This window comes from Geomobilimonas luticola (assembly GCF_018476905.1).
In the GTDB taxonomy this organism is placed as follows: Bacteria; Desulfobacterota; Desulfuromonadia; order Geobacterales; family Geobacteraceae; genus Geomobilimonas; species Geomobilimonas luticola.
This window is the reverse complement of the sequence record NZ_JAHCVK010000001.1, coordinates 850,447-872,635: the sequence shown is the minus strand read 5'-3', so window position 1 is coordinate 872,635 and position 22,189 is coordinate 850,447. Positions and strand designations below refer to the sequence as shown.

Annotated in this window: 24 protein-coding genes and 1 pseudogene; 1 reads left to right on the top strand and 24 read right to left on the bottom strand. The window is 61.2% G+C overall.

The window, feature by feature from the left end:
- Window positions 1-17: 17 nt before the first annotated feature.
- Window positions 18-416 carry a hypothetical protein gene (locus KI810_RS04085; RefSeq protein ID WP_214174180.1) on the top strand — a complete coding sequence of 133 codons (399 nt, stop codon included), beginning with the start codon at window positions 18-20 and terminating at the stop codon, window positions 414-416.
- Window positions 417-523: 107 nt separating this feature from the next.
- On the opposite strand, the gene nikR is transcribed toward KI810_RS04085, so the two are convergent.
- From nikR to thiC, 24 genes and pseudogenes are all read right to left on the bottom strand, one after another.
- A complete protein-coding gene (gene nikR / locus KI810_RS04080) occupies window positions 524-943 on the bottom strand; it encodes a nickel-responsive transcriptional regulator NikR (RefSeq protein WP_214174179.1) in 420 nt (139 codons plus the stop codon).
- A 24-nt stretch (window positions 944-967) separates the two neighbouring features.
- Window positions 968-1,792 carry a metal ABC transporter permease gene (locus KI810_RS04075; protein WP_214174178.1) on the bottom strand — a complete coding sequence of 275 codons (825 nt, stop codon included), beginning with the start codon at window positions 1,790-1,792 and terminating at the stop codon, window positions 968-970.
- 219 nt (window positions 1,793-2,011) lie between these two features.
- Window positions 2,012-2,764: a metal ABC transporter ATP-binding protein gene (locus KI810_RS04070; protein WP_214174177.1), complete on the bottom strand. Its 753-nt coding sequence runs from the start codon at window positions 2,762-2,764 to the stop codon at window positions 2,012-2,014.
- The gene (locus KI810_RS04065; RefSeq protein WP_214174176.1) at window positions 2,755-3,696 is read right to left on the bottom strand and encodes a metal ABC transporter substrate-binding protein; all 942 of its coding nucleotides are present in this window, start codon (window positions 3,694-3,696) and stop codon (window positions 2,755-2,757) included. Before KI810_RS04065 ends, KI810_RS04070 begins: the two co-directional genes overlap by 10 nt.
- Window positions 3,693-4,121, bottom strand: a complete 429-nt coding sequence (locus KI810_RS04060; RefSeq protein ID WP_214174175.1) for a Fur family transcriptional regulator — start codon at window positions 4,119-4,121, stop codon at window positions 3,693-3,695. The genes KI810_RS04065 and KI810_RS04060 overlap by 4 nt, the downstream gene beginning before the upstream one ends.
- A 92-nt stretch (window positions 4,122-4,213) precedes the next feature.
- Window positions 4,214-5,293 (bottom strand): threonine-phosphate decarboxylase CobD, encoded by a 1,080-nt coding sequence (gene cobD, locus KI810_RS04055; RefSeq protein ID WP_214174174.1) that lies wholly within the window; start codon window positions 5,291-5,293, stop codon window positions 4,214-4,216.
- Window positions 5,294-5,568: 275 nt separating this feature from the next.
- Entirely contained in the window at window positions 5,569-6,525 is a 957-nt protein-coding gene (cbiB, locus tag KI810_RS04050) for an adenosylcobinamide-phosphate synthase CbiB (RefSeq protein ID WP_425513893.1), read from the bottom strand.
- A 202-nt stretch (window positions 6,526-6,727) separates the two neighbouring features.
- Complete coding sequence (locus tag KI810_RS04045; protein WP_214174172.1) at window positions 6,728-9,088, bottom strand: cobyric acid synthase; 2,361 nt, start codon at window positions 9,086-9,088, stop codon at window positions 6,728-6,730.
- A gap of 40 nt (window positions 9,089-9,128) precedes the next feature.
- Window positions 9,129-9,557: a GxxExxY protein gene (locus KI810_RS04040; protein WP_246525139.1), complete on the bottom strand. Its 429-nt coding sequence runs from the start codon at window positions 9,555-9,557 to the stop codon at window positions 9,129-9,131.
- Window positions 9,554-10,609 (bottom strand): cobalt-precorrin 5A hydrolase, encoded by a 1,056-nt coding sequence (locus KI810_RS04035; RefSeq protein WP_214174171.1) that lies wholly within the window; start codon window positions 10,607-10,609, stop codon window positions 9,554-9,556. The genes KI810_RS04040 and KI810_RS04035 overlap by 4 nt, the downstream gene beginning before the upstream one ends.
- Before the next feature lie 40 nt (window positions 10,610-10,649).
- Entirely contained in the window at window positions 10,650-11,435 is a 786-nt protein-coding gene (cobM, locus tag KI810_RS04030; RefSeq protein WP_214174170.1) for a precorrin-4 C(11)-methyltransferase, read from the bottom strand.
- A gap of 93 nt (window positions 11,436-11,528) precedes the next feature.
- Window positions 11,529-12,002, bottom strand: coding sequence for an endonuclease domain-containing protein (locus tag KI810_RS04025; protein WP_214174169.1), 474 nt, complete (start codon window positions 12,000-12,002; stop codon window positions 11,529-11,531).
- Window positions 11,999-12,709 (bottom strand): precorrin-2 C(20)-methyltransferase, encoded by a 711-nt coding sequence (cobI, locus tag KI810_RS04020; protein ID WP_214174168.1) that lies wholly within the window; start codon window positions 12,707-12,709, stop codon window positions 11,999-12,001. The genes KI810_RS04025 and cobI overlap by 4 nt, the downstream gene beginning before the upstream one ends.
- Before the next feature lie 161 nt (window positions 12,710-12,870).
- Complete coding sequence (gene cbiE / locus KI810_RS04015; protein WP_214174167.1) at window positions 12,871-14,088, bottom strand: precorrin-6y C5,15-methyltransferase (decarboxylating) subunit CbiE; 1,218 nt, start codon at window positions 14,086-14,088, stop codon at window positions 12,871-12,873.
- 98 nt (window positions 14,089-14,186) lie between these two features.
- Window positions 14,187-15,305 (bottom strand): cobalt-precorrin-5B (C(1))-methyltransferase, encoded by a 1,119-nt coding sequence (locus KI810_RS04010; RefSeq protein WP_214174166.1) that lies wholly within the window; start codon window positions 15,303-15,305, stop codon window positions 14,187-14,189.
- Window positions 15,306-15,480: 175 nt separating this feature from the next.
- Window positions 15,481-16,023: a pyridoxamine 5'-phosphate oxidase family protein gene (locus tag KI810_RS04005; RefSeq protein ID WP_214174165.1), complete on the bottom strand. Its 543-nt coding sequence runs from the start codon at window positions 16,021-16,023 to the stop codon at window positions 15,481-15,483.
- 140 nt (window positions 16,024-16,163) lie between these two features.
- On the bottom strand, window positions 16,164-16,808 hold the full coding sequence (locus tag KI810_RS04000) for a precorrin-8X methylmutase (protein ID WP_214174164.1): 645 nt from the start codon (window positions 16,806-16,808) through the stop codon (window positions 16,164-16,166).
- The gene (locus KI810_RS03995) at window positions 16,808-17,191 is read right to left on the bottom strand and encodes a sirohydrochlorin chelatase (RefSeq protein WP_214174163.1); all 384 of its coding nucleotides are present in this window, start codon (window positions 17,189-17,191) and stop codon (window positions 16,808-16,810) included. The genes KI810_RS04000 and KI810_RS03995 overlap by 1 nt, the downstream gene beginning before the upstream one ends.
- 264 nt (window positions 17,192-17,455) lie before the next feature.
- Complete coding sequence (locus tag KI810_RS03990; protein WP_214174162.1) at window positions 17,456-18,304, bottom strand: energy-coupling factor ABC transporter ATP-binding protein; 849 nt, start codon at window positions 18,302-18,304, stop codon at window positions 17,456-17,458.
- Window positions 18,305-18,363: 59 nt separating this feature from the next.
- On the bottom strand, window positions 18,364-18,804 hold the full coding sequence (locus tag KI810_RS03985; RefSeq protein WP_246525138.1) for a GxxExxY protein: 441 nt from the start codon (window positions 18,802-18,804) through the stop codon (window positions 18,364-18,366).
- On the bottom strand, window positions 18,788-19,543 hold the full coding sequence (gene cbiQ / locus KI810_RS03980) for a cobalt ECF transporter T component CbiQ (RefSeq protein WP_214174161.1): 756 nt from the start codon (window positions 19,541-19,543) through the stop codon (window positions 18,788-18,790). Before cbiQ ends, KI810_RS03985 begins: the two co-directional genes overlap by 17 nt.
- A gap of 4 nt (window positions 19,544-19,547) precedes the next feature.
- A pseudogene (locus KI810_RS03975) lies at window positions 19,548-19,760 on the bottom strand (hypothetical protein); the annotation flags it as partial.
- Between the two features lie 97 nt (window positions 19,761-19,857).
- Window positions 19,858-20,595, bottom strand: a complete 738-nt coding sequence (locus KI810_RS03970; protein ID WP_214174159.1) for an energy-coupling factor ABC transporter permease — start codon at window positions 20,593-20,595, stop codon at window positions 19,858-19,860.
- Between the two features lie 169 nt (window positions 20,596-20,764).
- Window positions 20,765-22,072 carry a phosphomethylpyrimidine synthase ThiC gene (gene thiC / locus KI810_RS03965; RefSeq protein ID WP_214174158.1) on the bottom strand — a complete coding sequence of 436 codons (1,308 nt, stop codon included), beginning with the start codon at window positions 22,070-22,072 and terminating at the stop codon, window positions 20,765-20,767.
- Window positions 22,073-22,189: the final 117 nt, after the last annotated feature.

The following is a 22,189-nucleotide window of genomic DNA, read 5'->3' as shown; positions in this document are numbered from 1 at the left end:
CCCGAAAGGCAAACACCATGTGGAGATCCATCATCGCACTCCTCTGCCTCACGGCGCTTCTTACCGCCTGCGAGACGCTCTACCCCTACCGGGAGCAGTTCGACAAAAGCTCCCGCGACTACAACAAGATGGTCCGCTGGTCGGAGTTGAACCAGGCCGCCGTCAACTATGCGGACAAGGCCACTCGCTCCGAGTATGAAAAACATCTCGCCGCCGCCAGGGGGGTGAAAATCGCCGACTTCCGGGTGAAAAGTGTGGACTACGATGAAGAGAAGAAAAGCGCAGAGGTGCTGGTGGAATTCGATTACTATGGCCCGTCGGGCCTGACCCTCAGGACGGTGGAAGACCGGCAGCAGTGGCACTACGTGGAAAAGGACGGGTGGAGACTCACGAGCATGCCCCCCGCGTTTCAGTGAGATATCCCTGAAATCTTTAACGCAAAGGCGCCCCTCTCAGTCCCACCTTGCCTAATAAGGGAAGTCTCCCCTCAGATAAGGGGAGATTTAGAGGGAACTGCAGATTCCTAATGCAGTTCCTCCCCGGTGGTGGTCATCACCAGCTTGCCGTGCTTGACCCCCTTCACGCCGATGAGCTCGTCGGCGATCTTTTTCACGTCCCGGGCCTTTCCGCGCACCACGAGAACCTCCAGGCAGTTGTGGGCATCCAGGTGGACGTGGAGCGCCGAGATGACCTGGTCGTGGTGGACGTGCTGCTGCTCGGTCAGTTTGTCGGAAAGATCGCGGACATGGTGATTGTAGACCAGGGTCACGGTTCCGACGGTCTCCGCATCCCCCCCCTCCCACTTCTCCTCCACCAGGGCACCCCGTATCAGATCGCGGATCGCCTCGGAGCGATTCAGGTACCCCTTCTCCTCGATGAGCCGGTCAAAACTCTCCAGAAGCTTGTCGTCGATGGATATGCCGAAACGGATGGTCTCTCCCATGGTCTCTCCCTCGTCAGACGTTTGTCAGCGGGCCTGCCGCAGTTTATTGACGGAAAATACCAGCATGAAGACGGCGAAATTCACCACGACGATACTCGCGCCGGTGGGAAGGTTGAGGATGAACGAGCCGAATATCCCCAACACCACCGACCCGACGGCGAGCATGGCGGCAACCAGGATGGTGACGCGAAAGCTCGCGGCAACCTGGAGTGCCGTCACGGCAGGCAGGATCAGGAGCGCCGAGATGAGCATGATCCCGACGAGCTTCATGGCGAGCACGACCGTAAGGGCGGTCAGGAGCACGAGAACCGTATTGATGGTCTTCGTGTGGATGCCCGAACTCCGGGCAAGCTCCTCGTCGAAGGTGATGGCGACCAGGTCGTAATAGAAGAAGAACACCGCCAGCAGCACGATGGCAAAAAGGACCAGCGCCAGCAGGAGGTCTCCGGTGCCGATGGCGAGGATGTTGCCGAACAGATAGCTGAACAGGTCGATGTTGAAGCCCCCCGCCACGCTCGCCAGAAGCACGCCACAGGCGATTCCCAGCGACGAGACGATGCCGATGGCCGCATCGCCGTAAATACGGGCCTTGTCGGTCAGCTTGAGGATGCCGAAGGACGACAGGAGCACGAGGGGAATGGCGGCAAGCGTCACCACGGCCGGGTTGATGCGCAGAAAGAGGGCGATGGCGACACTGCCGAAGGTGACGTGGGCAAGCCCGTCACCGATGAGCGACAGTCGGCGCAGCACGAGGAACACCCCGAGCACCGCGCAGAGCACCGCGATGAGCGATCCGGCAACGAGCGCCCGCTGGATGAAGCCGTAGCTGAGGATTTCGGTGATGGTCATGCAGTAAATTCCTAACGCCGGTTTTGTTACTAATCGACAATGGTGCAGAAACGTGGATTTTGTGCGAGGTCCCCTCACCCGGCCTTTGGCCACCCTCTCCCGAAGGGAGAGGGTAATTGGGTCCCTTCTCCCTCTGGGAGAAGGATAGGATGAGGGACTAGCCGCACAAGGAACCCCGAAGATCAACGCGGAGATTGCGGAAAAGCCGCGTTTCCTCTGTCAATGCCTGTGGCAGATGATGTGCTGCGCATGCTCCCCAAAAAACCCCGTCATCTCCTCCGACTGGCAGAACTGGTCGAAGGTGCCGTCGAACACCACCCGCTTGTCGATGTAGAGGAAACGGGTGGCATACTTGCCGATGCTCCAGGTGTCGTGGGTAACGAGGATGACCGTAGTGTTCCGCTCCCGGTTCAGGAGCTGCAAAAGCTCGTAAAACCGCTCCCGGGTTTCCGGGTCGAGGGCGGTGGTCGGCTCGTCCATGATGAGGAGTTCCGGCCTCCCGACAATGGCCCGGGCCAACAGGGCACGCTGCTGCTGGCCGCCGGACAGCTCTCCTATCAGGCGTTTTCGGATGTCGGCGATCCCCATGATGGCAAGGGTCTCCTCCACCGCGGCGTCATCCCCCCTTGCCCGACGTTTGGGAAAATTCTTGCCGGCCAGGAGTCCCAGCCGCACCAGCTCCTCCACCGTGGCGGGGAAATTGGGATTGAAAAATTTCAGGCGCTGGGGGAGATAGCCGATTTTCTGCCAGTCGGCGAACTGCTCCTGGGGATTGCCGAACAGGGTTACCGTCCCGTGGGCCGGGCGGTTGAGCCCGAGAATGGTCTTGACGAGGGTGCTCTTGCCCGAACCGTTGGGACCGACGATACCCAGATAATCCCCCTGCCGGACGCGGAACGACACCTTGTCGAGGACCTCGGCACCGTTGTAGCTGAAGCAGAGCTCTGTTGTGGCAACCAGATCTAGCGACATTGCAGCCCCGTTCTGAGATTGACTAGATTCTGTTCCATGAGGGAAAGGTAGGTGGCCCCCCCTTGCAGTTCGTCCCGGCTGAGGTTATGGACACCGTTCAGCCGCAGCAGGGTTGCGCCGGTCTCCCGGGCGATCGTCTCCGCCACCCGGGGGGAGATCAGCTCCTCGTAGAAGATATACCTGGTTCCGCTGCTCCGCATGAGGGCGATCATCTCCACGAGCTTCCTCGGGCGCGGTTCTGCGTCGGCCGAGATGGCGTAGGCGGAGACGTACTGGAGCCCATAGTGGTCGGCCAGGTAGCCGAAGGCGTAGTGGCCGCCATGGAGGAACCGTCGCGTCCGGCAGTTGCCGAGACCCACCTGGAACTTCCGGTCCAGCTCCGTCAGCTTCTGTTCGTAGACAGCGGCATTTTGCCGGTAAAAAGCGGCATTGGTCGGGTCCTTCGTCCCCAGGGCAGCGGCAATGTTCTCCACCATTTTCCGGGCATTGGGGATACTGAGCCAGACATGGGGATCCATGCCGCCATGGTGATGTCCCCCCTCGTTCACGTCGTGGCCGTTGTCCTCCCCAGCGGCGGGGAGGTACGAGACACCGGCGCTGGCATCCACCACCGTCAGCCGCTGCCGGTCGATCCCCTTGAGAAGGCCGGCCACCCACGGCTCCATGTACGGATTCGTATAGACGAACAGGCCGGCCCGGCTGATCCGCACCATATCCTCCGGCGTGGGCTCGAAGCTGTGGGGCTCCACCCCGGGGGGGAGGAGAAGGACAACCTCGACCCGATCCCCCCCGACGACCCGGGCAAAATCGTAGAGGGGAAAGATGGTGGTGACGACCTGCACTTTCCCCTTCCCTAGTGCCGGTTCCTTTTGCGTACAGGCTCCAAGGGGAAGGATCAACAGCAGTACGGCACACCAGAGGAGACGTTTCATGCCGCAGCCTCCCGTCCGGCCTGGAGACATGCCTGGCAGAGGCCGTTGGCCTGGACGATGTGGGAAAGCACCCGCCCCCCCACCTGTTTCTCCACCTCCTCCAGTCCGCAGCATTCCAGGTCCTCCACCGTCCGGCAGGCCAGGCAGACGAAGTGGTGGTGGTGGCTCCGGTTGGGGCAAAAATAGTAATAGAGTTGCCGGTTGGGATGGAGAACCTTGGTGATCACGCCACCGGCGGCCAGTTCCTCCAGATTGCGGTAGACGGTGGGAAGGCCGATCCGGGCAAATTCCCCCTGGAGCCGCTTGTGAACTTCCTCCGGGCTGACGTAGGTCGTGGCGGTGGCAAGGGCGGCCAGCGTTGCCAGCCGGCGGGGGGTTACCTTGAGATGCAGCTCTTTCAGCATGGAAGGGAAATCGTGGGGCATGGGGGGGCCCGTCCTAAATGAAAATGGTTTCCATCCAGATGATACCGGTCCTGGACCGCTTGTCAAGGAGAAAGGGGGAAGGGGAGATGTCGTCAGGTGGCCAGGACAGTGGCAAGAGCTGCCAGGAGCCGTTCGTTCTCTTCCCGGCCCCGTACCGCCACCCGGAAGAAACGATTGTCAAGCCCGGCAAAATTGGCGCAGTTTCTCAGGAGAATCCGTTCCGCGAGCAGCTTGCGGCAGAGCTCGCCGGCTGCCGGCCCCTGCACGATCTCCACGAGCAGGTAGTTGGCCGCCGAGCGGTATGGTTTCAGCCCCGCTATCCGGCCAAGGCCGGCCAGAAGCCGTTCCCGCTCTTTGTCGATAAGGGCGAGAGTCCGTCCACGATACTCTCCATCGGCCAGGGAGGCAAGCCCCGCCACCTGGGCCACGCCGTTCACGCTCCAGGGGCCACGCAGCGCCTGCAACCGTGCGATCACCTTGGGGGAACCGATGGCGCACCCGAGCCGCAATCCGGGGAGGGCATAAAATTTGGTCAGGGAGCGGAAAAGCACGGCCCGGTCGTTCCGGCACACCAGCTCCTTCGCCGACCCCTCCTCGCAGAAGTCCATGAATGCCTCGTCCAGGACCAGGAAGGTCCCCGCGGCACGACAGATATCCAGGAGTTCCGCCACCTCGGCCCGGGGAACCAGCCGACCGGTGGGATTCCCCGGATTGCCGAGGAAGAGGATGTCGTATCCCCCCCCCAGCTGCTCCCTCAGCCGTTCCGGATCGAGTACAAACCCGTCCGCGGGGCGCAGCTCGTGATAGTCCACGGACCAGCCGGCCAGCGTCAGGGCCTTGGCGTACTCGGCAAAGGGGGGAGCGACGATCAGCCCCCGCTTCCCCTCCACCAGCCGGGGAGCCAGGTAGATAAGTTCCGTGGAACCGTTGGCCACGCAGATATTCTGCTCGGTCACCCCGTGGAGCGCCGCCAGGGCACATCTGAGCTCCGTCGCCTCGCTGTCCGGGTAGTGGAGCAGCCGGTCGAAGGAGGCCATGACCGCCTCCCGCACGGCGGGGGCCATACCGAGGGGATTGATGCTGGCGGAAAAATCCAGCAGCTCCTCCGGGGCGATCCCGAGGGAACGGGCAACGGCAAAGACATTGCCGCCATGTTCGAAGTCAGTGGACATTACGTTAAAACCTTTCAGCACAGAGATCTCGAAATTGAACGGGACACGGATTAAAAGCTGGAACCCTTTAAGGGGACACGGAAAAGGCGGAAAAAACCGGATAAAAGCGGATAAAAAAACCTTCAACCTGGATTTTGCCGTTAAATCCGCCTTTATCGGAAGTTTCCGCCGTTTCCGTGTGCTATTCAGGGTTTCCGCTTCTTCCGTGTACTATTCGGGTCTGGTTTATCCGCCGGTTTCGCTTTTATCCGCGTCCGATTCCGTCTTTGACTCTGTCACAACAATGCTATTCCCCGCATGGCAATCCACACTCCCACCAGCAGAAACAACGATCCGTACATGAGCCGCACCACCCCCCGGTAGGCAGCCAAACCAAGGGGTTTTTCGGGATCGCCGATGGTCGGTTTCTCCACCGGTTTCCCGAAGTAGAAATTCGTCCCCCCCAGCTGCACCCCCAGCGCCCCGGCGGCGGCCGCCTCGGGAATGCCGCTGTTGGGGGAGCTGTGGTTGCGGCCATCGCGCCGCATGATGCGCCAGGCGTTGGTCCCGGAGAGACCAACAAGGGGAGCAGCCGCAACCATGAGGAGGCCGGTCAGCCGGGCCGGCAGCCAGTTGACCAGGTCGTCAAAACGGGCCGATGCCCAGCCGAACTGGAGGTAGCGCTCGTTCCGGTAGCCTACCATGGAGTCGAGGGTATTGACCGCCTTGTAGGCCAGGGCAAGGGGGGGGCCGCCAAGCATGAGGCAGAGAAGGGGGGCGATCACCCCGTCGGAGCTGTTCTCCGCCACGGTCTCCACCACCCCCCGCCAGATTTCCGGTTCCTCAAGCGCCGCCGTGTCCCGCCCGACGATGCAGGAGAGGGAGCGCCGCGCCGCGCCAATATCGCCACGCTCCAGGGCGTCCGCCACCAGCCGGGATTCCCGGTGGAGGGAACGGGCGGCAAGGCAGCTCCAGGCAAGAACGACCGCAACGACGAAACCGACACCGGCGTTGAGTGAATAGGCGCCCCGCAGGAGAGCAAAGGCAAGACCGGCGGTGATGCCGACCGTCATGACGAGGAGGACGAAGCCGGCCGCGCGCTCGGAAGGAATCAGCCGGCGCAGGCGGGGCTCCAGGAACGTGATGAGCCGCCCGATCCCCACCACGGGATGGGGAAACCAGCGCGGGTCGCCGAGAAGAAGGTCGAGGATGATGGCGGCAAGGATCACTGCCGTAGTCTGGGGAAAATGCACTATCACGTAGCCCTGAACAGTTCGCAACTATGGGATGGGATAAACAGCCCCAATCCGGAATAGCACACGGAAGAAGCGGAAAAACCGGATAACGGCGGATAAAATCATAATCGAATGTGGTGTTGCCGTTAAATCCGCCTTTGTCCGTAGCTTCCGCTTTTTCCGTGTTTCCTTACCAGGATTTTTGTTTCTGCCTCATCGGTTAACCTTCGGTGGTTTCCAGGCCGCAGATCGCCAGCAGCCGCTCCATGTCCAGGTGCTTTTCCAGGTGCACAGCCAGGAGATCGAAGGGGTCGTCCGTCACTCCAGCCGTGACCGGCAGCGGCAACCCCTTTTCTTTCCGGATGCGGTTCAGGTAGGCGGTGCGGAACGGGATATTGTCGAAGATGCCGTGCAGGTAGGTACCGAACACCCGCCCGTCGGAAGAGACCGCGCCGTCCCGCACCTTCACCGGGTTGCCCGACCGGCTGGAGATGAAGGCGAACGACCGCGAACCTTCGCCGACCAGCGTTTCCCCCATGTGGATCTCGTAGCCGTTCAGTTCCGCGGACCGGCACTTGGGAGCGACCATGCTCCCCCCCTGCAGCAGCTGGGCCTCCACCTGGTGGGTCTCTTTTTCGGGGAGCATGGTGGTGGTGGCGTCGAGAAGTCCCAGTCCGTCAGCCTCCACAATGGACGACTCCACGCCGACCGGATCGAGGATATGCTTGCCGAGCATCTGGAAACCACCGCAGATGCCGGCGATCTGCCCGGGGAACGCCAGTATCGCCCCGAACAGCCCGTTCTCCATGAGGAAGAAGAGATCGGCGATGGTCGACTTGCTCCCCGGCAGAATGAGCAGGTCGAGTTCCGTCAGTTCATGGGGATGCTCGATGTAGCGGAGTTCCACGTCCGGCTCTGCTTCCAGGGTGTCGAAATCCGTATAGTTGGAGATGCGCGGCAGCTTCACCACGCCAACATTGATTTTGTCTTTGGCAGTTCCCGGTCCCCGGTCCCCGGTCCCCGGTCCCCGCCTTGCCAGTGCGACGCTGTCCTCTTCCGGCAGGCGGAAGCCGGTGAAGTACGGCACCACCCCGAGCACCGGCACGCCGGTCCGCCGCTCCACGAAGTCGATCCCCGGGGTGAGCAGCGAAGGGTCACCACGGAACTTGTTGATGACCACCCCCTTGACCAGCGCCCGTTCGGAAGGCTCCAGCAGTTCCAGGGTACCGACGATCTGGGCGAACACCCCTCCACGGTCGATATCGGCGACCAGAATGGCCGGACAGCCGGCCATCTTCGCCACCCGCAGGTTGGCTATGTCGTGGGCCTTCAGGTTGATCTCGGCGATGCTCCCCGCCCCCTCGATGACGACGAAGTCATGGGCCGACGCCAGCCGGCCGTAGCTCTCCTCCACCTTCCTGAACGCCTTCGGCTTGTAGGCGTTGTACTCCCGGACCGCCATGGTGCCGACCACCTTCCCCTGGACGATTACCTGGCTTCCCGTGTCGGAATTGGGTTTCAGGAGCACCGGGTTCATGTCGGTATGGGGAAGGAGACAGCACGCCGCAGCCTGTACCGCCTGGGCCCGGCCGATCTCCCCCCCTTCCGGCGTCACCGCCGAATTGAGGGCCATGTTCTGGGACTTGAACGGAGCTACATTGAGCCCGCGCCGTTTCAGGATGCGGCAGAGGCCGGCCGTCAGCACCGACTTCCCCACGTCCGACCCGGTACCGCAGATCATCAGGGACCGGGGATTGGGGACTGGGAACCGGTGTTCGGCGGTCGTTTTAAGGGATTTCCCGGTCCCGGGTCCTTCAGGCCCGTAGTCTGGTCCCGGGTTCCTGGTCCCGGCATCATACCCCCGCGGCGTGATCATCCTCCCCCCGTCGTCCACGAAGGTGGTTGAATTGCCGATGATGACAAGGGAGAACATGTCGATGTCGTGATCGAGCATCTCCTCCAGGGTGGTGACCACCCGCTCCTCCCCGGCGCGCAGGGCGTTCCGGACGATCCCCACCGGCGTCGTTGCGGAGCGGGCTGCGAGCATGATCCGCTGCGCCTCCTCGATCTGGGTCACCCGCCCCTTGCTGCGGGGGTTGTAGAGAGCCACCACGAAATCGGCGGCCGCCACCGCCGCCAGCCGGCGCTCGATGGCATCCCACGGGGTCAGCAGGTCCGAAAGGGAGATTACCGCGAAGTCGTGCATGAGGGGGGCGCCAAGCACCGCAGCAGCCGCCTGGACCGCCGACACCCCCGGCACGATGACCACCTCCGGCGGACTTTGCAGCTCCCGGGCCAGTTCCAGGACCAGCCCGGCCATGCCGTAGATCCCTGCATCGCCGCCGGATACCAGGGCCACGTCGCGCCCTTCCGACGCGATGAGGAGCGCCTCGCGGCAGCGCTCCACCTCGCCGCGCATGCCGGATGACACAACATCCTTCCCCCAGAGAAGAGGGGCGACGAGGTCCAGATAGGTCTTGTAGCCGACCACCACCTCCGCCGCCTCCAGTGCCGACCGGGCCTCGTAGGTCATATGTTTCAGATCGCCGGGACCGGTCCCGACGACGAATAACTTGGACATAAAAAAAACCTCAATCAATTTACAGGGATATTCAGGATAATCAGGATAAAATCTTACGTTCTAATCTTCTGTATTCCAGCTTCGTCGGGCCGAAATTGACGAGAAGACCAACTTCTTTACCGGTAGCATTGAGATAGTTGATGAGCTGGGCCTGGTGCTCTGGAGCAAGGGATTTGGTAGCCTTTAACTCCACAATTACTTTTCCTTCGACAAAAATATCTGCGAAGAATTCGCCGACTTTTTCGCCGCGGAATAAAACCGAAAGTGGCACTTGAGAGTGAACTGCGAGCCCCCTGTCACAGAGTGCTATCATCAAGGCTTTTTCATAGACAGATTCAAGAAATCCCGCTCCAAGTTCATTCATAACTTCAAAACAGGCTCCAAGAATGCTTTTGGTCAAATCTTCATAGAGCATAGGATCGTGCCTTCCATCCTGATTATCCTGAATATCCCTGTTAATTTGCTTCATGCCATTTCCGCGACCGCCAGGGTCACGTTCCCGCTCTTCACCTTCTTCAGCAGCAGGTTCCCCCCCTCCGAGGCAAGCATGGCAGCCGGCTCGGCCACGCCGATGGCGCCGATGGCCGTCTGGGCATGGGGAGACGGTGGGGAAGGGACCGGGATACTGTTCAACTCTTCGCTCCCGTAGCAGACGAGGGGAAGGGCGTACTTCGCCGCGAAGGCGGTCAGCCCCGGTTCGTCCCGCTTGGCAAGGGCGGTGGCGACGCATTTCACGCTCCTGATGGCCAGGAAAAGCCGCTTCAGGTTCGCCAGCACAACCTCTTCGATCTCATCGGCGGAGGTGCCGCTGTTGCAGCCGATGCCGAGCACCAGGTTCTGGGGACGGAGCACCAGCAGCCGCTCCGACTGGAGCTGGGGGGGGAGAAACCGGTTGGTGACGAAAAGATACCCTTTGGCCGGACTCTGGAGCGCCTCCACAAAGGTATCGAAGAAGGAGAGTTTCCCCCGGCCTCGGCAGTAGGAACGGACCCGCTCCGTAGGATCCACCACGGCGATCTCCTCCCCGTCAAGGAGCAGGGCATTGAGGGTCTTGACGCGGCAGAGGTCGTCGATCACCCACCCCTCTTCCTTTGCCAGCAAGTCGAAGGAGGGGAGGTCGTTCACATCGGTGGCGGTGGTTATCACCTCCCGGGCGCCGGTGATGAAGGCGCAGCGGCAGGCCAGCTCGTTGGCTCCCCCCAGGTGGCCCGAGAGGAGGGAGATGGCGAACCGCCCTCCGTCGTCCATCACCACCACCGCCGGGTCCTTCTCCTTGCTTTCCAGAAGCGGCGCCACCAGCCGGACCACGATGCCGGCGGCCATGACGAACACGAACCCTTCCGCCTCCGGCCAGAGTGACCGCACCAGGCCGGACAACTCGCCGGTGAACCCCTGCGCCCCCTTCCCCGCCTGCCCCGCATACTTCTGCAGGACGAACAGCCGGGCATCGGGGAAGCCCTCCCTCAACCGTGTCCCGAGCCGGGCTCCGTTACGGGTTATGGCGATGATAGCGATATGCATGACGCCTAACTCCTCTGCCACAGAGGTCACCGAGAGAAAACTACGTAATTATCCCCTCACGACAACCATGGCTGAACCCCTTGTCGTAGAGGAGCGACTTCGCCTTCAGCCCTTCCCGCCGCGCCCGCAGCACGTCCCCCACGAGGATGAGCGCCTGCTTGCCGATCCCGGCAACCTGGACTTTCCCTGCAATGTCCGCCAGCGTCCCTTCCACCACCTGTTCGTCGGACCAGCTGGCCCTGGCCACCACCGCCACGGGGGTCGCATGGGTGTAGGCCCCTGCCAGGAGCTCTGCCACCACTTGGTCGATCATGGCGACAGAGAGGTAGATGACCATGGTAGCGCCGCTGCGGGCAAGTTCCCGCAGCCGTTCCCCCTCGGGAACCGGCGTCTTCCCCGCCAGGCGGGTGATGATGACCGTCTGGGAGACCTCCGGGAGCGTCAGCTCCTGCTTCAGGGTCGCCGCCGCGGCGAAGGCGCTCGTCACCCCCGGCACGACCTCGTAACCGATCCCGAGCCGGTCCAGCTCCGCCATCTGCTCCTGGATTGCTCCGTAAATGGAGGGGTCCCCCGTATGGAGCCGCACCGCGCGCCTCCCGTCCGCCACTGCCCGGGCAAGGACGGCGGTCGTCTCCTCCAGGGTCATCCCGGCGGAGTCGTGCACCTCCGCGTCGCGGGCATGGGTCCGGACCAGCTCCCGGTCCACCAGGCTCCCGGCATAGACCACCACGTCCGCCTCCCGCAGAAGCCGGGCACCCTTCACGGTGATGAGCTCGGCATCGCCGGGTCCGGCGCCGACGAAATGAACGATATTTTTTTCAACCACAGAGGACACGGAGAAGACCTCAAAATCTGGAATATATTCAATACCTACGTAAACCAGACGGCTCCTCCCCTGACAAGGGGAGGTCGGGAGGGGTTAGCACTCCAGGATCCGAACACGTCTCGACAAATCTTCGTAAATCCCTTCGATATTGCGCAGAACTTCATCGTTGGTGTAGCGCACAACAGTAAGCCCATAAGCCTCCAGTACGCGCGTTCTTTCGTTGTCATATTCCACTGTCCCTGCATGACCATCACCGTCAACCTCTATCACTAACCGCAATTCCGAGCAGTAGAAATCCACGATGAAGTTGTCAATCGGCTTTTGGCGAAGAAACTTGTAGCTGGAAAACTGTCTCTTACGAAGCACCTCGTTCCATATCTTGCTTTCAGTACAAGTGGGACTCTTGCGATTATTCCTGGCAAGTTCAACAAGTTTCTTGTTGTAAGGAAGGAAAGGATTCCTTTCCCCAACCTGCCCTAACCCCTCCCCTTCCCTCCCCTTATCAGGGGAGGGTGCCCAATCTTCTTCGTGGCCAACCGGGGTAGGTAATCGGGAAGACCTGGTCATCGCTCGTCTTTCCTGATAATCAGCAACGACAGGTAATCCAGCTTCTGCCCCACCAGGGACGCCAGGTCGTACACCACCTCTTCCTCCGCCGACCCGACCCGCCGGATGAAGGCCCCCTTCTTTTCCAGCCCCAGGGCCTTGAGCATGCCGTAGACCTGGTCAAAGACCCGGTGCACCTTCATGAAGACCACGGTGTCGAAGTCGATGAGGGTCTTGAGGAGCTTCTCCGTCTCGAAGGTGGCGGGAAGGATGGCGATCCGCTCGGCGGCCATGCCGAGGGGGAGCCCGGCGGCAACGGCGGCGGCGCCGACGCTGGAGATACCGGGAACTACCTCGACGGGGATCTCGGGATACTGTTCGCGGAAGATGCGGTAAAGGTAGAGAAAGGTGGAGTAGAGGAACGGGTCGCCGATGGTGATGAAGGCCACGTCCTGCCCATGGCGGACCCGCTCCGCCACCTGGGCGGCGGCCTCCTGCCAGAACGGCTCCAGGTCGGCCGGGTCCTTTTTCATGGGGAATACCTGGACGAGCACCTCCTGGCGGGAACGGTCGAGGAACTCCTCGACGATGGAGAGGGCGTAGCTGGCGGCATCGGCGGCGCCGGTGGGGGAGCAGATGACCGGGACCTGCCGGATGATCCGCTCGGCCTTGCGGGTCAAAAGTTCCGGGTCGCCGGGGCCCACCCCGACCGCATATATCTTTGCCATTCACCGATCCTTTCGGAACCAGATTTTAACAAGCACCAGCAGCGAATCCGATTTCGCGCGAAGAGCAAGGCAGCAAGGAGGAGCCGACGCAGGCGTAGCAGCGCTACGTCGAGGAGAGCGACGACGCGGCAACGCAGCTATCCGCGTGAAGGCGGATTCGCCTACTCTTCGCCTTTCCAGGCGGCGACAATGTACACCGGATTATGCGCCTCGAACATCTTGTACTCGGTCAGCCCCCGGGTCTTGGCGATGTTGACACAGGTCACCTCCACGGTGTAGCCGTGGTCCTCCAGGAATTCCACCGCCTTGGTGAGGGTGTCCAGGGTCACGGCATTGAGGACGATCCGTCCGTCCGGCTTCAGACGCCGCGCTACCGCATCGATGATCTCGTCGAGCATGCCGCCGGAGCCACCGATGAAGACACGGTCCGGATCGGGAAGATCGTCCAGCCCCTCCGGCGCGTACGCCTCGATGAGCATGACATTGCGGGCGACGAACTTCTTCAGGTTGTCCCGGATGAATGCCAGGTACTGGGGGTTCTTCTCCAAAGCGAATATCCGGCCGTTGGGGAGGAGGTTGGACGCCTCGATGGAGACCGAACCGCTCCCCGCGCCGATGTCCCACATGATCAGGTCGTCCTGAAGCTGCAGTTTCCCCAGGGTGACCGCCCGCACCTCTTGCTTGGTGATGAGCTTCTTGGCGGTGGCGAACTCGTCGTCGTCGATCCCCATGAGCGGATACTGGGTAAGAGACGGTTCCCACGCCTTGATGAGGATGAGGATGTTGAGCGCCGAGGCGGAAATATCAACCAGCCCCTTGACGTCGGTCCTGGTGAACTTCTCGCCCGCCATCCCCAGATCCTCGCAGAGCCAGGCATCGTAACCCTCGGCACCGCGGGCGATCAGCTCCTTCGCTATGGCCGCCGGCGAATTGGTCTCGTCGGTAAGGATCGCCACCTTCTCCGCGGCGATGATCCGGTCGATGGCCCCCTTCATCCCCCGGCCGTGGACGGAGACGAAGATGGCATCGTCCCACGGCTCCTTGATCCGGGCGAAGGCGTACTGGATGCTCGTCACGTTGGGGAATATCTCGACCCGCTCCTTGGGAAGGTTGCGCAGGAGGAACCGTCCCACCCCGAAGAAGTTCGGGTCGCCGGAACCGAGCACCACCACCCGTTTCTCCGTCTTCTTGAGAAAGTCGAGCATGAGGGAAAGATCGCCGAGCACCTGCTTCTCCCCCGCAAAGTCGGGGAAAATATCCAGGTGCCGCTTGTGCCCGATGAGTACGTCGGCCTTGTTGATCACCTCCAGCGCCTTGGAGCCGAATCCTTCCCATCCCGCGATGCCGGCACCGACCAGATAGACCTTCTGCTGAGGCATATCCCCCTCCTGTGAAATGAACTCTTTTCCGCACTATCTGCGCAACTCTTCGGCAACACTAGTTATAAACCGCACCACATAAAAAAACCGTCTAAATTTTACCCGAAATATAGCACTTCTGCGTTGTACCCTGCCAATAAAACTTTCACCCCGACACCGGGCGCCACCTCGCCGGCAAACCGCTTCACCCTGTCGCAGACCATTTCCACCAGCGACCGGTCGTTTCCCGACGCCTCCAGCACGTGGCGGGCGGTGTTGGCATTGCGGCAGTAACCGGGGATTGGGACCCAGACGTCGGGCCTAAAGGACCGGGGACTGGTATCAGCAAACCATTCGGCCAACATCTTCAGGTCCAGTTCCGACGAGCTGACGTGGGTCTGCTCATGGCCGCAGGCGATCTTCAGGAGCTTGGCGAACTGACCGGCGATGACCACCCCTTTCACTCCTTTCCGGACACAGGCACGCAGGGCATACCCCACATGGTCTCCCATCATAACGAAGGCTTCTTCCTCAAGGGCTTCACCGGTCCCGGATCCCGGGTCCCCGATCCCGGCTTTCTGCGCCACCAGTTCGCTGGTCCGCCCCGTGGAAAGGACCACCGTCCGGCAGCCGCAGGCCAGGGCCACGTCGAGGGAGGTATCGATGGTGTCGGTCCACGCCTTCGCCGAGATGGGACGGACGATGCCGGTGGTGCCCAGGATGGAGAGCCCTCCGACGATGCCGAGCCGCTCGTTCAGCGTCTTTTTCGCCAGTTCCGCGCCGTTGGGGATGCTGACCGTCGTCGTCAGGGTCGCCGGCATGCAGCGCATGGCCAGCACTTCCTTGATAGCCTCCGTTATCATCCGGCGCGGCACGGGATTGATGGCCCACTCCCCCGGCGGCACCGCCAGACCGGGCTTGGTCACCCTGCCGATCCCCGTCCCTCCCTCGATGACGATCCGGTGGGGTGTGAAGAACTCCACCCGGATGGTCACATGGACTTCCGCGCCATTGGTCACGTCCGGATCATCCCCCGCGTCCTTGACCACATAGCAGGAGGCAGTGGTATCCGTCAGCTGCTGGCCATGGAGCGTGAACCGGGCTGTTTCGCCGGTCGGCAGATTGAGGTCGACCGCATCCACGAGAGCCTGGTCCCGCAGCATCTGCGCAGCCCCCTTGGCGGCCGCCGCCGCACAGGCGCCGGTCGTATAGCCGTGGCGAAGATTTTTTCTGCCCATAGTGAAATCTCTGAAAAACAAAATCTTGGAGTGTTCCCCCGCCCCTTGATGGGGGAGCCAGGGTGGGGGTGAATGTGCCAAAGGAATCTGTCATGTGCAGATCACCCTCCCCCCGACCCCCTCCCATCGAGGGAGGGGGGAAATTTTAAAAGGTTCATATGCAACGACGTGATTACTACTCAAAAACCACCGGCAGCGGTGCCTCTTCGGCCATAAGCTGCAACGCCCGTTCCCGCATCCCGTCCTTCCCCAGTTCCTCCTTCCCCGACAGATCCTCGATATCGATCCGGACGATGCCGGTCAGGGCAAGCTTCTCCTCCGGGTAGGGGCCGTATCCCCCTTCCGGCTGGTACTTGCGCATGAGGGCGTCGAGGGCGGCGATCTGCTCCCCCCGATCCTCCACGATAACGGCCCGCCCCCGGATAATGACGCTCCGGTAGAGGTACTCGGCCCGGCAGGGGTTGTCGGGAGCCCCTTTCACGTAAGCGATCGGGAGGTCAACTTCGAAGCAGACACGGGGGTCGCGGCGGATATCGTCCAGCTTCTCCCCCTGCAGGGCACAGTGGAAGTAAATCCGCCCCTCGCGGTAGGCGAAGTTGAGCGGCTTCACCATGGGCCAGCCGTCCGCGCCCACCGTCCCGAGGCGTCCTACGGGGCAGGTGTCCAGCAGGTTGATGATGACCGCCGAATCGATGATCTTCTTGTTCTGTTTGCGCATGATTACCTTTGTCAATAGGACGCGGAAGAAACGAAACAATCTGATCGAAACACCCTTTTTCTTGCCTTTATCCGCAGCTTTCGCCTTTTCCGTGTCCTATTTGCTTTTATTCGTGGCTATTCGCGCTCATCATCGCCCCATCAGCTATTCTCTTCAGCAAGTATCAACAGCGCGTTCACCACCGCCGCCGCCACGTTGGACCCACCCTTGCGTCCCCGGTTGGTGATGAAGGGAAGATCGGGGAACTCCCGTTCCAGCTCCACGAGGGCCGCCTTGCTTTCCGCAGCGCCTACGAAGCCGACGGGAAGGCCGACGATGAGGTCGGGGCGCATATGCTCCTCCCGGATGAGGCGGATCAGCTCGAACAGCGCGGTCGGGGCGTTGCCGATGACGAAGATGCCGTTCCCCGGATCGGCCGCCCCCTTGCGCATGGCAAGGATGGAGCGGGTGATACCGAGGGAACTGGCTTTCTGCGCCACCTCCGGATCGGCCACGAAGCAGCTCCCCTGGATACCGAAGCGTGCCAGGCGCGGCTTGGCGATGCCGGCCAGGGCCATGGTGGTGTCGGTGACGATGCCGCGCCCGCGGGCAAGGGCGGCAACCCCCGCCGCAATGGCGGTGGAGGAAAAGACCATGGACCGGGCATACTCGAAATCGGCGCTCGTGTGGATCACCCGGCGCACCACCGGCCACTCGACGGCGGACCAGGGGTGAGCCCCCACCTCGGCCTCGATCATGGCAAACGACCGGGCTTCGATCTCTTCCGGCCGGAGATGTACCGACATCAGTGCCACCCCGTGGCGGTCAGTGACTCGGCGATCCGCTCCACCACCACCTCTGCCAGCTTCCGGTGCACCCCCAGGTGTTTTCCCATGGCAAACTCCACCTGGGGATGACGCTGGCGCGCCTCGGCCATCTCCGCCGGCAGGTCCTCCTGCACGTGGGCCCCGATGAAGAGGAAGTACGGCATGAGAATGATCCGCTCAGCCCCTTTCGCCACGCAGGCGTCGATCCCCTGCTGGATGTCGGGTTTGTGCTGCTCCCGGAACGACACCTCCACGTTGTCGTACCCGGTCATCTCCTTCACCATGGCGGCGATCTCGTGCACGGCGTCATTCGCCTCGGGGATGCGGCTCCCGTGGGCCATGAGCAGAATTGCAGTTTTCATACAAACCTCACATAAGCATATTTAACAGGGATATTCAGGATAATCAGGATTAAGACAAGAAACTGAAAAAAGCATTTGGAACACAAAAATGTCGAAAAACCAGGACAGCTACTGATTCAGGCCACAACCTCAATGGACTTTCGGGTGAAACCTGAAATTTGGGGTTCATCCGCCTTTATCTGATCTTATCCGCTTTTTCCGTGTTCAATTGCCGTTTGGATTTATAGATTTTTAATTTTATCCTGATTATCCTGAATATCCCTGTTAATTCGGTTTTCTCTGCACCATTTCCACAATCTCCCGCCGTGCCTCGCCGACGGTGAGGGGGAGGCGCTGAAACGGAAGGCCGTCCTCGTGGGTGAGCCGATGGATCAGCTCGGCAATGTGGGGGAGACGGAGTTTCACCTGCTCCAGCTCGGCCGGAGCGGTGAACACCTCTTCCGGGGTGCCGCCGCGCACCAGCCTTCCCTTGCTCAGAATATGGAGACGATGGAGGAACAGCGGCACCAGGTCGACGCTGTGGGTCGCCATGACGATGGTCACCCCCTCATCCCGGTTGAGCCTGGTGAGCAGTTCCAGCATCCGGTGTTCCCCCATGGGATCGAGGCCGGCGGTCGGCTCGTCGAGGAGGAGTATCCCGTGCCCCATGGCAAGGAGTCCGGCGATGCAGACCCGCTTCTTCTGGCCGAAGCTGAGGGCATGGATGTTCTTCCCCCCGTACTCGGCCATCTCCACGCTCGCCAACGCCCCCTCCACGCGCCGCTTCACCTCCGGCTCGTCGAACCCCATGTTGCGCGGGCCGAAGGCCACGTCCTCGAACACCGTGTGGGCGAAGAGCTGATCGTCCGGGTTCTGGAACACCAGCCCCACCTTCCGGTAGATATCGCGGGGGTGGAGCCGGCGCACGTCCTCCCCATCCAGCGCAACCTGTCCGGTGTATTCCTTGATCAGGCCGTCCATGATCTTCAGCAGCGTCGTCTTCCCCGAACCGTTGGAGCCGAGAATGCCGCAGAACTCACCCTGTTTCACGTCAAGACGGATATCCGCCAGCGCCAACGTGCCGTCGGGGTATTTATAACTTTCAATGGTTAGAGAAATTCGTAATTCCGTCATGTAAAAAGCTTAAACCTCAATGGAACACGGAAAATTCGGAAAAAACCGATAAAAGCGGATCAATGGCTATTGTCAAACACCCTTCTTTTAACTTGGGGCGATGGTCCGAAATTCAACAGAAGTCCAACCTCTTTGCCGGTACCTTTCAGATAATTGAGAAGCTGCGCCTCGTGTTCATTCAGTAACGTTTTTGCAGCCTTGATTTCGACAATCACTTCGTCTTCGACAAGAATATCGGCAAAATATTCTCCAACCGGCTCACCATTATACTGGACAGTAATGGGATATTGGACTTTAGCTTTAAGTCCTCTTTTTCCCAGTTCAACCTTCAGAGCATTTTCGTACACCTTTTCCAAAAAACCGTACCCCAGTGTGTTGTAGACCGTATAGAAACAGCAGATTATTGCATCAGTGAGTTCTTTCTGTTTCACAAATCCGCCTTTATCCGTTATTTCCGCATTTTCCGTGTTCCATTCCGTTTTTTCAAAGACTCCAGACAAACCCCATTCCGACCACAACCAACAGTGCCACCGCTACTTCCCCGACATGGAACGGCCGGTGCTTCATGAGCGGCATGGTGCCGTCGTAGCCCCGCTGTACCATGGCGGTGGTAATGTTCTGGCTGTTGTCGAAGGCCTTGATGACCAGGGCCCCGGCCAGGGTTCCGAAGGAACGGAGCCCCCGCCGGTAGCAGGCGTAGCCGAGGCGGTTCTTCTGGGCAGCATAGACCACCTGGGCGTCGTCCAGGAGGAGGAACAGGTAGCGCCAGGCGAAGAGCGCAACCTCGATGAACCCTTTTGGCACCCGGAGCCAGGCCAGGGCCGCCATCAGGTCGGTGAAGGGGGTTGCGAAACCTATCGCCGCCACCACCGTTACCGCCCCGGCGATCCGGCTGGCAATCCGGACCCCTTCCATGAGCCCGTCCCGATGGCCGACCACCTCCCACCCGGCGAGGGAAAAGGAAAAGAGCGGCTCAGTGCCGGTGAAGAAGAGCTTGAGAACCAGCACCATCCCTGCGATGAAGAGCGGTTCGGCGAAACGGAGCGCCAGCACCCTGGGGCGGACGCCGAGAGAGAGACATATTCCGCCGCAGATCCCCGCCACCAGCAGGGGGAAAACGATCCCCCTGCAGCTGATCACCATCAACAGGAGCGCCAGGGCGCTGAGGAGCTTCACCCGCGCATCGAGGCGGGTCAAGGGATGATCGTCAAGTGCAGGTTGTCGGACGAAGTGGTGCATGCCGCTATCCCTTGGGCCCGGCATCGTCGGGAGGGGTCTTGACCTTTTTCTCGCTCACCAGCACCCGCCAGGCGTAGCCGGCCGCAAAACCGCCAACCGCCCCGGCAAGGAGGAAGACAAAGAGGAGCATATCCCCTTCCGTGTTGATCAGGGGGGGGCTCGCCTCCCGGCCATGCTCCTTCGCGATTTTCTCCACCACCGCTTCGTCCACGCCGGTGTAGGGCTTGGGGCCGAGTGTGAAGAAGTAGAAGACGTACATCACCGTCGGCAGAAGGATGATATGCAGGAGGAAAATCCTCCATTTCCGTTTCCGTTCAGGCATGGGCTGTCAGCTCCTTTTCCGTGATGACCCGCATCCTGACGAGGAGTTCAGGGCGTTTTCTCTGGAGAAGCATCACCATCCCGGCGGTCATGGCCCCTTCCAGAAGACCGAGAGGAAGTTGGGTCGGGATGAAGGCGAGGACGATCTTCCCCGCCAGGGGTAGAAAGGGGGAGTCCCCCCGGATGCCGGCGGCGAGGACGAGAGAGGTGGTGGCGTAGGTGGCCCAGTCGGCCAGAAGCCCCGCCGCGAACCCCGCTACCCCAAGGCTCGCCCCCATCGCGCGAAGTGCCCGGAATGTAAACCACCCCGCAAAAGAACCGACCACCCCCATGGAGACGATGTCCGCACCCCAGGTGGAAAGTCCGCCATGGGCGAGGAAGAGCGCCTGGATGAGGAGCGCCACCGCCGTGATAACCACGCTGACGAAGGGGCCGACCAGGATAGCCGCGATACCCGTCCCGCAAGGGTGGGAACAGGTGCCGGCGGTGGGAACCGGGACCGGCATGCAGGATATGATGAACACCACCGCCGCCATCAGCCCCACCAACGGCTTGAAGGAGAGATCGTCCTTCGCCAGATCGTTCAACCGCTTGATCCCCAGAGCTACGAACGGCACCGCCACCGCGAACCAGAGCGCCGCCCAGGAAAAGGGGAGGATACCTTCGGAGATGTGCATGGCGTGGGCGGGGGTGGTAAGGAAAAGCAACATTATGGGTAGAATCTTTTGCATCAAAACCTCAAAACATTGAATGGAACGCGGATCAAATCTGAAAAAACGGATAACGGCGGATTATTTTTCTAACGCAATGAAGATTATACAGACGTTGCCTTGCCCCTTAATTAATCCGATTTTATCCGATTTATCCGCCTTTTCCGTGTCCCTTTTAGGTTTTCGTCTATCAGATTTTATCACCGCGCAAATCAGCAGCAAACAGCTTCCCCGCCCCCCGCGAGGCGCAGAAGTCGCCGCACATGGTGCAGGTGGCTTCGTCCTCGGGGGTGCGGCTGGCGCGGATGGCCCGGGCATCCTCGGGGTAAAGGGCGAGTTCGAACTGCTTCTCCCAGTTCAGGTCCCGGCGCGCCTTGGACATCTCCCGGTCCCGCTCCCGCCCCTTCTCCGGGTACTTGTTCATGTCGCCGATGTAGGCGGCGATCTTGGCCGCCTTCACCCCCTGGCGCACATCCTCCTCGTTGGGGAGGGCCAGGTGCTCAGCGGGGGTGATGTAACAGATGAGATCGGCACCGAAACGGCTCGACTGGGCCGCGCCGATGGCGGCGGTGATGTGGTCGAAGCCCGGCGCCACGTCGGTGGAGATGGGGCCGAGCATGTAGTACGGCGCGCCGCCGCTCATCCGCTTCTGGAGCTGGATGTTCCCCTCCACCTCGTCCAGCGGCACATGGCCGGGGCCTTCCACAAGCATCTGGCACCCCATCTCGCGGCCGATCTCCGCCAGTTCGCAGTTGATGAGAAGCTCCTGGATCTGGGCCCGGTCGGAGGAATCGTGGATCGCCCCGGCCCGCAGGCCGTTCCCCAGGGAGAGGACCGTGTCGTACTTCTTGAGAATGGCGGTCACCCGGTCAAACTTCTCGTAGAGGGGGTTTTCCCGTTTGTTTGCGAGCATCCAGGCGACCATGGAGACCCCACCCTTGGAGACGAGGCCGCCGTAGCGGTACCTCTGCTTCCTGAGCCGCTCGATGGTGTAGAGGTTGATGCCGCAATGGACCGCCATGAAGGCCATCCCGTCGGCACACTGCTTCTCGATCAGGTCGAAGAGCATCTCCTCGTCCAGCTTGTTGGGATCGCCGTATTTCCGGGCCGCCTCGCAGAAGGCCTGGTAAAGGGGAACGTTCCCCACGGGAAGGTCCACGGCGGCGATCACCTCCCGCCGCACCCGATCCAGGTCCCCCCCCACGGAGAGTTCCATGAGGGTGTCGGCTCCCGATTCCTGGGCAGCCTTGGCCTTGCGCACCTCGGCCCCGTAATCGACGATGTCCGACGAGGTGCCGATGGAGGCGTTCACCTTGGTCCGGAGCCCCTTGCCGATACCGACGGCCCGGGGCTTGCGGCCATGGTTCCAGGGGATGACGATCTTCCCCTCGGCGACCATCTGCCGCACATACTCGGACGACACCCCCTCGTCCTTCGCAACGCTGGCCATCTGGGTGGAAACGATACCCTCCCGGGCCAGTTCGATCTGGGTTTTCATGGCATCTCCTTGACTAAATTCATAAAATCAAACTGTTATGGGACGCAGATGAACGCAGAAAATGCGGATTTAAGTCAAGAAACAAACCCTTTATTGGTTTGAGGTTTTATCTGCGTA

Excerpts from the sequence above, each read along its gene's own strand:
- KI810_RS04025 (WP_214174169.1), bottom strand. The coding sequence starts at position 12,002 with ATGACCAGGTCTTCCCGATTACCTACCCCGGTTGGCCACGAAGAAGAT.
- KI810_RS04060 (WP_214174175.1), bottom strand. The coding sequence starts at position 4,121 with ATGCCCCACGATTTCCCTTCCATGCTGAAAGAGCTGCATCTCAAGGTA.
- cbiQ (WP_214174161.1), bottom strand. The coding sequence starts at position 19,543 with ATGCACCACTTCGTCCGACAACCTGCACTTGACGATCATCCCTTGACC.
- KI810_RS04010 (WP_214174166.1), bottom strand. The coding sequence starts at position 15,305 with ATGGGCAGAAAAAATCTTCGCCACGGCTATACGACCGGCGCCTGTGCG.
- KI810_RS03970 (WP_214174159.1), bottom strand. The coding sequence starts at position 20,595 with ATGCAAAAGATTCTACCCATAATGTTGCTTTTCCTTACCACCCCCGCC.
- KI810_RS04065 (WP_214174176.1), bottom strand. The coding sequence starts at position 3,696 with ATGAAACGTCTCCTCTGGTGTGCCGTACTGCTGTTGATCCTTCCCCTT.
- KI810_RS04040 (WP_246525139.1), bottom strand. The coding sequence starts at position 9,557 with ATGAAGCAAATTAACAGGGATATTCAGGATAATCAGGATGGAAGGCAC.
- cobD (WP_214174174.1), bottom strand. The coding sequence starts at position 5,293 with ATGTCCACTGACTTCGAACATGGCGGCAATGTCTTTGCCGTTGCCCGT.
- nikR (WP_214174179.1), bottom strand. The coding sequence starts at position 943 with ATGGGAGAGACCATCCGTTTCGGCATATCCATCGACGACAAGCTTCTG.
- KI810_RS04075 (WP_214174178.1), bottom strand. The coding sequence starts at position 1,792 with ATGACCATCACCGAAATCCTCAGCTACGGCTTCATCCAGCGGGCGCTC.
- cbiE (WP_214174167.1), bottom strand. The coding sequence starts at position 14,088 with ATGCCTCAGCAGAAGGTCTATCTGGTCGGTGCCGGCATCGCGGGATGG.
- thiC (WP_214174158.1), bottom strand. The coding sequence starts at position 22,072 with ATGAAAACCCAGATCGAACTGGCCCGGGAGGGTATCGTTTCCACCCAG.
- KI810_RS03995 (WP_214174163.1), bottom strand. The coding sequence starts at position 17,191 with ATGAAAACTGCAATTCTGCTCATGGCCCACGGGAGCCGCATCCCCGAG.
- KI810_RS04070 (WP_214174177.1), bottom strand. The coding sequence starts at position 2,764 with ATGTCGCTAGATCTGGTTGCCACAACAGAGCTCTGCTTCAGCTACAAC.
- KI810_RS04000 (WP_214174164.1), bottom strand. The coding sequence starts at position 16,808 with ATGTCGGTACATCTCCGGCCGGAAGAGATCGAAGCCCGGTCGTTTGCC.
- cobI (WP_214174168.1), bottom strand. The coding sequence starts at position 12,709 with ATGGCAAAGATATATGCGGTCGGGGTGGGCCCCGGCGACCCGGAACTT.
- KI810_RS04035 (WP_214174171.1), bottom strand. The coding sequence starts at position 10,609 with ATGCATATCGCTATCATCGCCATAACCCGTAACGGAGCCCGGCTCGGG.
- KI810_RS04085 (WP_214174180.1), top strand. The coding sequence starts at position 18 with ATGTGGAGATCCATCATCGCACTCCTCTGCCTCACGGCGCTTCTTACC.
- KI810_RS04045 (WP_214174172.1), bottom strand. The coding sequence starts at position 9,088 with ATGTCCAAGTTATTCGTCGTCGGGACCGGTCCCGGCGATCTGAAACAT.
- KI810_RS04005 (WP_214174165.1), bottom strand. The coding sequence starts at position 16,023 with ATGCGCAAACAGAACAAGAAGATCATCGATTCGGCGGTCATCATCAAC.
- KI810_RS03990 (WP_214174162.1), bottom strand. The coding sequence starts at position 18,304 with ATGACGGAATTACGAATTTCTCTAACCATTGAAAGTTATAAATACCCC.